The 13024-nt window shown below is 74.7% G+C and carries 12 protein-coding genes; 9 read left to right on the top strand and 3 right to left on the bottom strand.

The genetic code is table 11. The features are described from left to right. Positions 1-2 precede the first annotated feature (2 nt). Positions 3-740 (bottom strand): MerR family transcriptional regulator, encoded by a 738-nt coding sequence (locus ACIQKA_RS12510; RefSeq protein ID WP_053642507.1) that lies wholly within the window; start codon positions 738-740, stop codon positions 3-5. A 294-nt stretch (positions 741-1034) separates the two neighbouring features. Here ACIQKA_RS12510 and ACIQKA_RS12505 point away from each other — a divergent pair, with 294 nt between their 5' ends. Beyond that, complete coding sequence (locus ACIQKA_RS12505) at positions 1035-1523, top strand: hypothetical protein (RefSeq protein WP_383151428.1); 489 nt, start codon at positions 1035-1037, stop codon at positions 1521-1523. 21 nt (positions 1524-1544) lie between these two features. On the opposite strand, the gene sph is transcribed toward ACIQKA_RS12505, so the two are convergent. Then, positions 1545-2570 (bottom strand): sphingomyelin phosphodiesterase, encoded by a 1026-nt coding sequence (gene sph / locus ACIQKA_RS12500; protein WP_402540858.1) that lies wholly within the window; start codon positions 2568-2570, stop codon positions 1545-1547. Between the two features lie 125 nt (positions 2571-2695). Here sph and ACIQKA_RS12495 point away from each other — a divergent pair, with 125 nt between their 5' ends. Together ACIQKA_RS12495 and ACIQKA_RS12490 are read left to right on the top strand one after the other, a co-directional pair. Continuing rightward, on the top strand, positions 2696-3181 hold the full coding sequence (locus ACIQKA_RS12495) for a hypothetical protein (protein WP_383151425.1): 486 nt from the start codon (positions 2696-2698) through the stop codon (positions 3179-3181). Positions 3182-3317: 136 nt separating this feature from the next. Then, entirely contained in the window at positions 3318-4181 is an 864-nt protein-coding gene (locus tag ACIQKA_RS12490; RefSeq protein WP_402540857.1) for an oxygenase MpaB family protein, read from the top strand. 30 nt (positions 4182-4211) lie between these two features. On the opposite strand, the gene ACIQKA_RS12485 is transcribed toward ACIQKA_RS12490, so the two are convergent. After that, a complete protein-coding gene (locus ACIQKA_RS12485) occupies positions 4212-5777 on the bottom strand; it encodes a M1 family metallopeptidase (RefSeq protein WP_402540855.1) in 1566 nt (521 codons plus the stop codon). Between the two features lie 225 nt (positions 5778-6002). On the opposite strand from ACIQKA_RS12485, the gene ACIQKA_RS12480 reads away from it, so the two are divergent. The 6 genes from ACIQKA_RS12480 to ACIQKA_RS12455 all read left to right on the top strand — a co-directional run bounded on the left by ACIQKA_RS12480 (position 6003) and on the right by ACIQKA_RS12455 (position 12969). Then, entirely contained in the window at positions 6003-8039 is a 2037-nt protein-coding gene (locus ACIQKA_RS12480) for a Xaa-Pro dipeptidyl-peptidase (protein WP_402540854.1), read from the top strand. Then, positions 8036-9352 carry a M14 family metallocarboxypeptidase gene (locus ACIQKA_RS12475; RefSeq protein WP_383431306.1) on the top strand — a complete coding sequence of 439 codons (1317 nt, stop codon included), beginning with the start codon at positions 8036-8038 and terminating at the stop codon, positions 9350-9352. The genes ACIQKA_RS12480 and ACIQKA_RS12475 overlap by 4 nt, the downstream gene beginning before the upstream one ends. Positions 9353-9470: 118 nt before the next feature. Continuing rightward, complete coding sequence (locus ACIQKA_RS12470) at positions 9471-9773, top strand: hypothetical protein (protein WP_383151420.1); 303 nt, start codon at positions 9471-9473, stop codon at positions 9771-9773. Between the two features lie 419 nt (positions 9774-10192). Then, complete coding sequence (locus tag ACIQKA_RS12465) at positions 10193-10711, top strand: hypothetical protein (protein ID WP_391094118.1); 519 nt, start codon at positions 10193-10195, stop codon at positions 10709-10711. 87 nt (positions 10712-10798) lie between these two features. Then, the gene (locus ACIQKA_RS12460; protein WP_383431312.1) at positions 10799-12436 is read left to right on the top strand and encodes an ABC-F family ATP-binding cassette domain-containing protein; all 1638 of its coding nucleotides are present in this window, start codon (positions 10799-10801) and stop codon (positions 12434-12436) included. A 128-nt stretch (positions 12437-12564) separates the two neighbouring features. Then, on the top strand, positions 12565-12969 hold the full coding sequence (locus tag ACIQKA_RS12455; RefSeq protein ID WP_383431314.1) for a hypothetical protein: 405 nt from the start codon (positions 12565-12567) through the stop codon (positions 12967-12969). The last annotated feature ends 55 nt before the right edge of the window (positions 12970-13024 follow it).

The raw sequence follows: 13024 nt of genomic DNA, 5'->3' as shown, positions 1-13024 counted from the left end.
CCTCACGGGCTCCGGAACGCCGTCCTCAGCTCCTCGCTCAGCGAGCGCTGGAACGCCGTGACGAGGGCCTGGATCACCATCGGCTGCATGTGGGCCGAGAGCGACCTCATCGCTTTCAGGTGGTCCGGGTCCTCGCCGCTCTCCCGGTACGGGTTCCACACCTGCTCCTGGAAGAGCCGGGCGAGCTCCTCGGCGGCGGCCCGCGCGTGCTCCAGGAGCACGGTCCGGGAGGCGAGGATCGTCTCGTGCTCGATGGGCACGTCCAGCATCTCCACGCCGAGCCGCAGCAGCGAGCCGTCGAGCCGGTACGTGTCGGCGTCGTCGGTCCGCTCCAGGACCCCCATCGCGGCGAGCCGGTCGACGTCCCGCTCGGTCAGCGCCCGCCCGGCCCGCCGCTCCAGCTCGCGCCGGGTGGTCGACTCGGCGGACTCGGGCGCCCAGGAGGCCACCAGGGCCCGGTGGACCGCCAGGTCGCGGGCGCTGAGGTCGGGCGGCAGCTGCTCCAGGTACCGTTCGATCGCGGCGAGCGTCATGCCCTGCCGCTGGAGCTCCTCGATGAGCGCGAGCCGGGAGAGGTGCTCCGGCCCGTAGTGCCCCACCCGCCGGGCCCCGATGACGGGCGGCGGCAGGAGCCCCCGGGTCCCGTAGAACCGCACGGTCCGCACCGTCACCCCGGCCCGCGCGGCCAGCTCGTCGACGGTGTAGCTCGGTCCGCGCTCCACGTCGCTCTCGACGTCCATCCGAGCCGCCTCGTTTCCCCAGCCGTCGGCCCGCGTGTCCGGACCGCTTGAACAGTATTGCTGTCTCACCAGCTGTGTAAAAGACCGGCGCGACAGTCGGTGGCGACCCGTGGTGTGATCGCCGTCGAGGGGAGGCCGTTCGCGGCCGGCGGCTCGTGGACCGGGGGATACCGGTCACGGCGTACGACTTCGGCGCGTAAGGGGCGCCGGGCCGGGGCGGCGGCGCGGGACCCGGGCGCGGGGGTTAGAGTCGGCCGCTGTCGCAGCGGGGGACAGGGGAGCAGGGGGGATTCGATGTACGCGGAACTCAGGGACACGGCCGGGGAATTGGCCGGGATCCTGTGGCGTGAGCACACCGTCTACCGCGAGCGGGGCGGCGGGGTGGTGATCCGGGGCGAGCACGTCCGCCGCTGGATCAGCCTGGCTCCGACCGGCGGCAAGGACCGGGCGCTGCTGCGGGCCGGGCGGATCCTGGACGGGGGGACGACGGCGCCGGCGCGCAGCGAGGTGGTCGTCGACCTGTCGGCCGGGACGGCGGAGCTGGCGGCGGTCTGCCGCAGCCTGCTCGCCGACGTCGCCGCGGTGGCCGAGCCGGCGCCGGTGCCGGACCGCGGCGCAAGGGCCGGAAAGCGCGAGGGGCCGGGGCGGAAGGCTCGCGCCCCCCGCCCCGGCCGTCCCCGGAAGGAGCGGCACACGAGCGCCGGCTCCCTGTTCGTCATGCTCTGCGTCGCCGTGGTGCTCGGCGCCTGGCTCTACAGCCTCTTCGGCGGCCGGGGCTACTGACGCGCGGCCCCGGCCCGGCCGTCAGAAGCCGGTGACCGGATAGTGGTCGGAGAGGTTGGTGTACGTGTAGTTCGTGCCCCAGCTGCTGACCGTCCAGGGTGCGCTCTTCTCCAGGACCACGTGGTTGGTCCACCCGGCCGGACGGGCGTTCCCGGCGCGGAAGAGGACGTGGTCGAGGTCCTCGCGCGGGTCGTCCGGGTAGCGCTCGGAGGCGATCGAGTTCAGGTCGGTGTCGAAGGAGTACGGGTGGCCGGTGCGGGCGTCGGCCCCCGCCAGGCCCGCGTCGGCGAGCATGGTGCCGTACTCGGGCGTGTGCGAGTCGACGTTCATGTCGCCGGCGACGATCACCTGCTCGCCCGCCGGGATCTTCTTGGCGTCGAGGAAGGCGTCGATCGCCTTGAACTGGCGGCTGCGCGTCTGCGCCGCCTCGCCCGCGGCGCAGCCCGGGTCGGTGGACTGGGCGTGGGTGCCGAGCACGTGCACCCGGCTGCCGTTCACGTCGAGGACGGCGTAGGCGAAGCCCTTGTTCGACCACCAGTCGGCGCCGCACGCGTCCTTGTAGACGTACTGCTCCTTGCGGACGATCGGCCACTTGCTGAGGATCGTCACGCCGCCGTCCTCGGGCGTGGTCGCGGAGTAGGACCCGCCGGTGGCGTCCCACCCGCTCTTGCTCCGGCCCACGACCGGGGTCTGGTGCGGGTACTGCCCGGCCGCGTTCGCCCTGAGCGCGTCGGAGGCGGAGTTGTCGAAGGCCTCCTGGAGGACGACGACGTCCTGCCCCTGGAAGAAGGGGGCGGCGGGGATCGCCTTCGCCCGGTGGTCCTGTCCCCAGTTCGGGTACAGGCTCTTCGAGAAGAGGAACGCGTTGTAGGTGAGGACCTTCAGCCGGGGGGCCTCGGTGGCCGCGGCGGACGCGGCCGGGGCCGTCGCCGTCAGGGTGGCGGCGGCGAGGGCGAGGGAAAGAGCGGCGCCGGGGGCGCGGCGGAGCGCGGCGAACGACACGTGAACTCCCGTGGAGGCGTGGGGGATTGGCCTGGCGCCGCACATACAATCAGCCGTGGTTACCTTCCGGTAGCCTCTGGGTGCCGGGAATCTGGCCGCACCCGCACGAGCGTGCCAACTCTCACTCCGGTGTCTCGATTACACCCATTTGCTCCAGGTAGAATGCGCGCATGACCCTCGCGAACTCGCAGATCTTCAAGATGGACCTCGGTCCGCTCAACCCCGTCTGGGCCGAGCTCATCCTCGGCCTGGTGTTGTTCGGCATCACCTTCCTCATCCTGGCGAAGGGCATCCTGCCGAAGATCAAGCGCACGCTCGACGAGCGCGAGGACGCCATCGACGGCGGCACCGACCGCGCCGACGACCTGCGCGCCGAGGCCGCCCGCGTCCGCGAGCAGTACGAGGCCGAGCTCGCCGAGGCCCGCCACGAGGCCGCGCGCATCCGCTCCAAGGCCGTCGAGGAGGGCTCCGCCGCCATCGCCGCCGCCCGCGCCGAGGGCTCCGCCGAGCGCGACACCATCCTCGCCGCCGGCACCGCGAAGATCGCCGAGGAGCGCGCCACCGCCGAGCGCGAGCTCAACGCCGACGTCGACGCCTGGGCCCACGCCCTCGCCGCCCGCATCGTCGGCGAGCCGGTCGGCGCCGACCGCGCCTGACTCCGTACACCCGGAAGGGGCCGTCGCCCTGGCGACGGCCCCTTCGTCGTGCCCCTCCGGCACCGCCCCCGTCATGCCCTTCGTCATGTCCTCCGCCACGGGTGCACCCTGGAGACGACCGCAGAGGAGAAGGACCGTGGAACGCGTGAAGCAGGCCGACCCCGCGCCGCCGCCCGTCGGCGGGGTGCTGTGGAGCGTCGCGGGCGACGTGCGGGCGCTCCTCATGCTGCCCGCCGCCCTCACCCTGCAGGTCGCCCACCCCGCGATCGGCGCCGGCGTCGACGAGCACTCCGTCTTCCGCACCGACCCCTGGGGCCGCGGCGAACGCTCCCTGCGCTCGGTCCAGCTCTGGATCTACGGCGGCGAGGAGGCCGCCCGCGAGGGCCGCCGCCTCCGGGAGCTGCACCGCGCGATCCGGGGCACCGACGCCCACGGACGCCGCTACCACGCCCTCACCCCCGCCTACTACTCCTGGGTGCACGCCACCGGCTTCCCCGTCTACCGGCACGGCCTCCGCCTGCTCTTCCGCCCCCTCACCGAGGCCCAGGAACGGCAGCTCTACGCCGAGTGGCTCCGGGTCGGCCGCGTCCTCGGCATCCACGACCGGGACATGCCGCAGACGATCGAGGAGTTCTGGCCGTACTACCGGAAGGTCCTCGCCGAGGAGCTGGAGGCCACCGTCGTCGTGCGGGAGCTCCTCGACACCGACCTGCCCGTCCCCGCCCCCGACCGGGGCCCGCTGCCGGTCCGGCTCGCCCTCCGCATCCTCTGGCCCCTGCTGCGCCGCCCCTTCCTGCGGCTGCGCGCCTTCCTCATCGCGGGCTTCATGCCCCCCGACGCCCGCGAGGCCATCGGCCTGGAGTGGACGGACGCGCAGGAGCGCGCCCTGCGCCGGCTCTGCCGGGTCCTGCGGGCCGTCGTCCCCGTCCTGCCCGAGCGGCTGCGCTACCTGCCCCTGGCCGGGGCGGCGCGGAGGGCCGCCCGCCGCGCGAAGCGCTGACGGACGGCCCTCCGGGACGCGCCGTACGGCTCAGTGGCCGCCGTGGCCCGCGTGGCCGCGCTCGTGGTCGTGGACCGTGTTCGTGGCCGCGATCTTCTGCCAGGACTTCGGCCGCACCGGCTTCGCGGCGGCCTTCGCCCCGGCCCCGGCCTTCGCCGTCGCCCCCGGAGCCGCCGGGGCGGACAGGCCGGCCGCGGCCGCCGCCGGAGCGGCCGGCTTCGACGGCTCGTACAGCCAGGTGTCGAACAGCTCGGCCAGCGGCTCGCCGGAGACCCGCTCCGCGTACCGCACGAAGTCCGCCACCCGCGCGTTGCCGTACGCGAACTGCTTCGGCCAGCCCTTCAGGACCGCGAAGAAGTCCTCGTCCCCGATCTCGTTGCGCAGTGCCTGGAGCGCCAGCGCGCCCCGGTCGTAGACGGCGCCGTGGAACTGGTTCTCCGGCCCCGGGTCGCCAGGCTTCACCGTCCAGAACGGGTCGTCCGCGCCCCGCAGGGCGTACACGTAGTCCGCCAGCTCCTGCGCCGTGCCCTCGCCCTCCTTCTCCGACCACAGCCACTGGCCGTAGCGGGCGAAGCCCTCGTTGATCCAGATGTCCTTCCAGTCCCGGACGGACACGCTGTCGCCGTACCACTGGTGCGCCAGCTCGTGGACGACCACCGACACGTTCGCGCCGTTGGCGAACTGCCGCGGGCTGTAGAACGGCCGGGTCTGCGTCTCCAGGGCGAAACCGCTGGTCACGTTGGGCACGTAACCGCCGAGCGAGTTGAAGGGGTACGGCCCGAAGACCGTCTCCAGCCACTCCGCCACCTCGGTGGTGCGCTCGATCGAGGCGCGCGCCGCGCCCGCGTGGGCGCCCAGGTCCTTGCTGTACGCGTTGAGGACGGGCAGCCCGTTCGCCGTCCGGTCCGTCGTGATGTCGAACTTCCCGACGGCGAGCGTGGCCAGATACGTCGCCTGCGGCTTGTCGGAGCGCCAGTTGAAACGGGTCCGGCCCAGCGCCGTGGACTGCGACTGGAGCACGCCGTTGCTGATGGCCTGGTGACCGGCCGGCACCGAGACCGAGACGTCGAAGGTGGCCTTGTCCAGCGGGTGGTCGTTGGACGGGAACCACCACGCGGCCGAGTCCGGCTCCTGCGCGGCGACACCGCCGTCCGGGGTGCGGGCCCAGGCCGACCAGCCGTCGACCTTGAACTCGGAGGGCTTGCCCGCGTAGCGGACGACCACCGAGATCTCCTTGTTCCTCTCCAGCGGGACGGCCGGGGTGACCTCCAGCTCGTGGTCGCCCGACGCGGCGAACCTCGCGATCCGGCCGTTCACCCGGACCTCACTGACCTTCAGTCCGAGGTCGAGGTTGAACCGCGACAGGTTCTGCTTGGTGGTGGCGAGGATCGTCGCCGTGCCCTCCAGCAGGTCCGTGGCCGGCTCGTACTTCAGGCGCAGGTCGTAGTGGGAGACGTCGTAGCCGCCGTTGCCGCTGGCGGGGTAGTAGGAGTCGCCGATGCCCGGCGCCCCGGGGGTGAAGTCGGCGGCCGATGCCGGGATCGCCAGCATCAGGGAGGCCGCGAGGGCGCTCGGGACGATGATTCTGCGGTGCACAGGTGCTCCCCAAGTCATAAGAAACGTAAGACGCGCGGGTGGTCGTCGGTCCTTAGCGACGACACTATTCAGCGCCCCGACGGACCGTCACGTCCAGAGGACCCCCTGTCACACGATCGCCATTCGGCCGACACGAACCCCTCCACCCCCGGGATCACCCCGAATGGCCCCTGATTCCCTCCGGCACTCTTTTGCACGGGAGTTGACCGGGGTACGTTCCCGCCCATGCCGATGCGAAAGCGGATCACCCGCGGAGCCCGAGCGCCGTACGGAACCCTCGTGGCGGCGGCCACGGCCGCGCTGCTCGCGACCCTCGTCACCCCGGCCGGCGCCCGGACGGACCCCGCCGCGGCCGGGTCCGTGCGCGAGTCGCGCCCCGTCCACTCGTACGCCGACGCCGTCCGCGAGTCCGTCTGGGTGGACACCGGACTCGACGGCGACGGGGACGGACGCGCCGACCGGGTCGCCGTCGACGTCGTCCGCCCCCGGGAGCCCGCCGCGGCGGGCCGGAAGATCCCGGTGATCATGGACGCCAGTCCGTACTACGCCTGCTGCGGGCGCGGCAACGAGAGCCAGAAGAAGACGTACGACGCGGACGGCAGGCCCGTGCAGTTCCCGCTGTACTACGACAACTACTTCGTCCCGCGCGGCTACGCCTTCGTCGCCGTCGACCTCGCCGGGACCAACCGCTCCGACGGCTGCGACGACGTCGGCGGACGCTCCGACGTGCGGTCCGCCAAGGCCGTCGTCGACTGGCTCAACGGCCGGGCCCGCGGCTACACCACCCGCACCGGCACGGCCCCGGCCCGCGCCACCGGCTGGAGCACCGGGAACGTCGGCATGATCGGCAAGAGCTGGGACGGCACCGTCGCCAACGGCGTGGCCGCCACCGGCGTCGAAGGGCTGAAAACGATCGTCCCCATCGGCGCCATCTCCTCCTGGTACGACTACTTCCACTCCCAGGGCGCCCCGCTCTACGACGCCAACCCGAGCTGGCTCTCCGACTACGTCAACAGCCCCGGGGCGCGGGCCCGCTGCGGCGCCGTCCAGGACCGCATCGCCGCCGCCACCCCGTACAGCGGCGACCGGACCGCCGCCTGGAGCGAGCGCGACCACGTCAAGGACGCCCACAAGGTGAGGGCCAGCGTCTTCGCCGTGCACGGACAGCAGGACCTCAACGTGCGGGCCGGGCAGTTCGGAAAGTGGTGGGACGCGCTCGCCGCCCACGGCGTCGAGCGGAAGGTCTGGCTCTCGCAGACCGGTCACGTCGACCCGTTCGACTTCCGGCGGGCCGACTGGGTCCGCACCCTGCACCGCTGGTTCGACCACTACCTCCTCGGCTACGACAACGGCATCGACCGCGAGCCCGCCGCCGACATCGAGCGCGCCCCGGACCGCTGGACCACCGACCGGCACTGGCCGCCGCGCGGCACCGCGACCACCACCCTGCGCCCCGCCCCCGGCGCCGCCGCGGGCCCCGGCGTCCTCGGCCGCGCCCCCGCCGCCCCCGGCTCCACCGCGACCTTCACCGACGACCCGGCCCTCGGGGAGCTGGACTGGGCGGCCCGGATCGACACCGCGACCCCCGAGAAGGCCGGATTCGTCACCCGCCCGCTCTCCCGCGACCTGCGGATCGCCGGCTCCTCCCGGGTGACGGTCACCGCCACCCCGACCACCGCCACCGCCCACCTCTCCGCCGTCCTCGTCGACCTCGGTCCCGCCACCATCCGCGACTACGCGGCGGCGGGGGAGGGCATCACCACCCTCGCCCACCGCACCTGCTGGGGCGCGAGCACCCCGGGCGACAGCGCCTGCTTCAAGGAGACCGAGGCCCGCACCGCCGACGTCGCGCACACGGTCGTCAGCCGGGGCTGGGCCGACCTCGGCACCTGGGCCGACCCCCGGAAGGGACGCCCGCTGACCCCCGGCAGGGCGTACACCCTCACCCTGGACCTCGCCGCCGCCGACCACGTCGTCCCGGCCGGCCACCGGCTCGCCCTCATCGTCGGCGGCACCGACCGGGACCTGCTCGACCCGCCGTCGACCACCCCGACCCTCACCCTGGACCTCGCCCGCACCCGGGCGGAGCTGCCGCTGGTCGGCGGCGCGGGCGCCTTCGCCCGGTCCACGACGGGACCGGCCCCGGCCGCCTCCGCGCCGAACGGGCTCCGGCCGCCGTCCGGGCTCCGGCCGCCGGGCGCGTCCACGCCGCCGGCCGCCGTCGCGGGTCCGCGCCTGCCCGGAGCGGGGGCCGCCCGATGAGGACCCGTACCGCACGGCGGGGTTCACGACGGGCCCTCGCCCTCGTGGCGGGCGCCGCCGCCCTCGCCCTGCCGCTCGTCGCCGTCCCCGCCGAGACGGCCGGCAGCGCCCCCGCGCAACCGCCGCCGCGCACCGGCTTCGAGACGACCCGGGGCGCCCGGTGGACCACCGAGGCCGAGGAGCGGGACTTCCTCGCGGCCGTCGACCGCGCGGGCGACCGGGTGTCGCTGCGCGGAATCGGCACCACCGCCCAGGGCCGCCCGCTCCGGCTCGTCGCCCTGGGCACGGCCCGGCCCGGCGCCACGACCGTGCTCCTCGTGTGCAGCCAGCACGGCGACGAGCCCGCCGGCCGGGAGGCCTGCCTGAGCACGGTGCGCGACCTCGCGTTCGCCCGGGACCCGGACACCCGGCGCCTCCTCGACCGCACCACCGTCCTGGTCGTCCCGACCGCGAACCCCGACGGCCGGGAGGCCGGCACCCGGGGCAACGCCGACGGCATCGACGTCAACCGCGACCACATCGCCCTGCGGACCGCCGAGGCGCGCGCGATCGCCGCCGTCCTGCGCGACCGGCGCCCCCACCTCGTCCACGACCTGCACGAGTACGGCGCCACCCCCCGGTACTACGAGAAGGACCTGCTCGCGCTCTGGCCCCGCAGCCTCGACACCGACCCGCACGTCCACGACGAGTCCCGGACGCTCTCGGAGCGGTACGTCCGCCCCGCCGCCGGACGCGCCGGGTACGGCACCGGGATCTACGGCATCTGGACCGACCCGCTCACCGGCGAGCCGATCCGGCAGGTCGCGGGCGACGGCCAGGAGCGGATCCTGCGCAACACGGCCGGGATCAAGCATGCCGCCGCCCTGCTCGTCGAGACCCGGGTGGACGCGTTCGACCCGGCGGAGAAGGACGACCCGGCCCTCAACCACCGGCGCCGGGTCGCCACCCAGCACGCCGCCCTGAAGGGGCTGTTCGCCCACCTCGACGAGCGGCGCGGCCGGTTGGCGGCGGCCACCGCCCGCGCCCGGCTCACCGGCTTCGCCGACCGGGGCCCGGTCTTCCTCGGCGGCGCCGACAACGACCCGCCGGAGCCGGAGGAGGTCCTCTCCGACCCGCCGTGCGGCTACCGCCTGGACGCCGCGCAGTACGCCGAGGCCGGCGACGAACTCGCCCTGCACGGCGTCACCGTGCGGCGGGAGGGCGCGGGCGCGTTCGTGCCGCTGCGCCAGTCGCAGCGTTCCCTCGTCCCGCTGCTGCTCGACGGGCGGGCCGCCTACCACCTCGTCAGCGGGAGTCCTGTGGAGGAGTGTTGACGACCCTGGGGGACCAGGGGCCCCGGACGTGATTCACCTGTTTGCCGAGGTAAAGTTACCTGCTGGTACTGACCGTGCCTCGAACGGGTTGTCCCAGCCCGGGAGTTGGAGAACCGCCATGCGTCCCCTCACGACCGCGCGCCGCGTCCTGCCGGCCCTGCTCGCCGCCACGCTGCTGGCCGGCGGCGTCCTCGCCGGCCAGACGGCGACCGCCGAGCCCGCGGCCGCCGGCGCCATCACCTGCAACGTCGGCAAGCTGAAGGCCGACGCCCGCAAGGAGCGCGACCGCGCCGCCAAGCTCAGGAACCTCGGCGCCACGAAGGAGGCCGGCAAGGCCGTCGCCAAGGCCGAGGCCCTGGAGAAGCGCGCCCGCCAGTGCGCCGACGCGGACAGCACCAGCCGCCCGCCGTTCGGCAGGTAACCCCTCGCGCGGGGCGGTCGGGGCGGTTGCCCTCCGAAAGGACGGCAACCGCCCCAGGGCCGTTCCGGGCGCTCCCGTCCACCGGGAAGGAACGGCGTCCGGCCCGGACGGTGTGGTCCGGGTCCGGCCCGGACGGTGTGGTCCGGGTCCGGCCCGGACGGTGTGGTCCGGGTCCGGCCCGGAAGGTGTCGCCCGGGTCCGGTCCGGACGGTGCCACCAGGCCCGCATCGGGGGCGTCGCCCGGCCCGGACCGAGCGGTGCGACCCGACTCGGACCAGAGGTGCCGCCCGCCCCGGACCGGGGGTGTCGCCCGCCCCGGACCGGGGGTGTCGACCGCGTCCGGCGCCGTACCCGGATCGGGACATTTCCAGGACGGATCAGCCATGGAACGGGACGCTCCGCGGGCAAATACTCGGAGCATGCCGTCCGCGTACACCAGCCTCGACCTCGCCCCCGCGACCCCCGCCGCCCCCGCCGACCTCCTGGTCGACGGCAGGCCGCTGCTCCACCGGCTCGACGAGACCGACGGCGCGGACACCGTCTCCCCCCTGGCGTCGGACCTCCCGCCCGTCCTCCGGGCCGCGCACGTCCGCCTCCTCCTCGGCGCAGCCGGCCTCGACGCCGCGGGCCCGGACGCGGACGCCGGCGGTCACCGCCTCCCCGGCGGCCGGTACGTGATCCACTCCTGCCCCGACTGCGAGGACCCCGGCTGCGGAGCCGTCACGGCCGTCGTCGAGCGCGACGGCGACGACGTCGTCTGGCGCGACTTCGCCTGGTGGACCGGCCCCGCCGTCGACCCGGCGCGCGACGGCTACCCCGGCACCGGCCCGTACCGCTTCCACGGACCCGCCTACCGGGCCGTGCTCCGCGGGCTCCTCGCCGGGCCCCGGGAGGAGACCGCCGGCGCCCCCGTCCCGGTGGGCGCCTCCCGCGCCTGACCGGGGACGACCCCGGCCACTCCCGGCCCGGCCACCCCGCCCCGGCCCCCTCGGCGGGTCCTCCCGTCGCCTAGGATGCGTCCCCTGATGACTGCAACCCTCGTCGCCAAGGACCTCGCCGCCGGCCACGGCGAACGCACCCTCTTCGCCCGGCTCGACCTCGTCGTCGCCCCCGGCGACGTCATCGGCCTCGTCGGCGTCAACGGCGCCGGCAAGTCGACCCTGCTGCGACTGCTCGCCGGACTCGACGCCCCGGAGGAGGGCGAGCTGAGGCTCTCCCCGCCCACCGCCTCCGTCGGCCACCTCCCGCAGGAGCCCGAGCGGCGCGAGGGCGAGACCGTCCGCGCGTTCCTCGCCCGGCGCACCGGCGTCGCCGCCGCCCAGACCGCGATGGACGAGGCCACCCAGGGCCTCGTCGACGGCGCCCCCGGCGCCGACGACGCGTACGCCGTCGGCCTGGAGCGCTGGCTGGACCTCGGCGGCGCCGACCTCGACGAGCGCGCCGAGGAGGTCGCCGCCTCCCTCGGCCTCACCGTCGGCCTCGACCAGCCGATGACCTCCCTCTCCGGCGGCCAGGCCGCCCGCGCCGGCCTCGCCTCCCTGCTCCTCTCCCGCTACGACGTCTTCCTGCTCGACGAGCCCACCAACGACCTGGACCTCGACGGCCTGGAGCGCCTGGAGGCCTTCGTGAAGGGGCTGCGCGCCGGGACGGTCGTCATCAGCCACGACCGCGAGTTCCTCACCCGCACCTGCACCAAGGTCCTGGAGCTCGACCTCGCCCAGCAGCAGATCACGCTGTACGGCGGCGGCTACCAGGCCTACCTGGAGGAGCGGGACACCGCCCGCCGCCACGCGCGCGAGGAGTTCGAGGAGTACGCCGGGAAGAAGGCGGCCCTCGAAGCGCGCGGCCACATGCAGCGGTCCTGGATGGACAAGGGCGTCAAGAACGCCCGCCGCAAGGCCACCGACGGCGACAAGCTCGGACGGAACGCGCGCAGCGAGGCCAGCGAGAAGCAGGCCGCGAAGGCCCGCCAGACCCAGCGCATGATCGAACGCCTCGACGTCGTCGACGAGCCCCGCAAGGAGTGGGAGCTGCGCATGGAGATCGCCGCCGCGCCGCGCTCCGGCTCGGTCGTCGCGACCCTGCGCGAGGCCGAGGTCACGCGCGGCGACTTCTCCTTCGGTCCCGTCACCCTCCAGATCGACTGGGCCGACCGGGTCGCCGTCACCGGTGCCAACGGAGCCGGGAAGTCGACCCTGCTCGCCGCCCTCCTCGGCCGCCTCCCGCTGGACTCCGGCGACGCGTCGCTCGGCTCGGGCGTCGTCGTCGGCGAGGTCGACCAGGCCCGCAAGCTGTTCCACGGCACGGAGACCCTCCTGGAGGCGTTCTGCGCGGCCGTCCCCGACACCGAGCCCGCCGAGGTCCGGACCCTGCTCGCCAAGTTCGGACTGAAGGCGGTCCACGTGCTGCGGCCCGCCACCACCCTCTCGCCGGGCGAGCGGACCCGGGCCGCGCTCGCGCTGCTCCAGGGCCGGGGCGTCAACCTCCTGGTCCTCGACGAGCCGACCAACCACCTGGACCTCCCGGCGATCGAGCAGCTGGAGTCCGCCCTCGACGCGTACACCGGCACGCTGCTGCTCGTCACCCACGACCGGCGCATGCTCGACGCCGTCCGCACCACCCGCCGCGTCCGGGTGGCGGACGGCAGGGTCACCGAACTCTGAGGCACCCCCGGCCCGGGCCGCCCGTCTTGCACGGCCGCGACCCGGGCCGTGAACTGTACGCACGACGGCTCTCCGCGGGGCGCGGCCGGTTCCGGCCCCCGCGGACGGCACTCTTCAGGAGGCACCCCATGACCGACGACGGCACCACCCGGCTCCTCGCGATGCTGGACGACCTCGACGCGGACGTCGACGCGACCATCGACCTCGCCGACGAGATCGCGGCAACGGGCGGCCCGGAGCTGCTGCCGCGCCTGGAGGCGGAACTCGGCCGGGCGGTCGAGGAGCGCAACGGCTACGCCCGCGAGCTGCTCGGCGGGGTCGTCGCCGGCATCGGCGGCACCGGCAGCCTCCCGGTCCTGGTGCGGGCCTCCGCCGTCGACCTCGGCGACGACCAGGACGGCCTGGCCGCCGAGATCGTCGACCTGGTCCAGGCGGACCCGGAGAAGGCCGAGGGCCTCCTCCGGCCCCTGACGGAGGACGACGACCTCGCCGTCGCCCACCGCGCCGACTGGGCCCTGCGCTTCCTGCCGTGAGCCGTGAGCCGTGAGCCGTGAGCCGTGAGCCGTGAGCCGTGAGCCGTGAGCCGTG

Origin of the sequence: Streptomyces sp. NPDC092045, from assembly GCF_044756005.1 — a bacterium.
Classification (GTDB): Bacteria; Actinomycetota; Actinomycetes; order Streptomycetales; family Streptomycetaceae; genus Streptomyces.
Note: the sequence above shows the minus strand (reverse complement) of the source record. Positions and strands in the feature narration are given on the sequence as shown.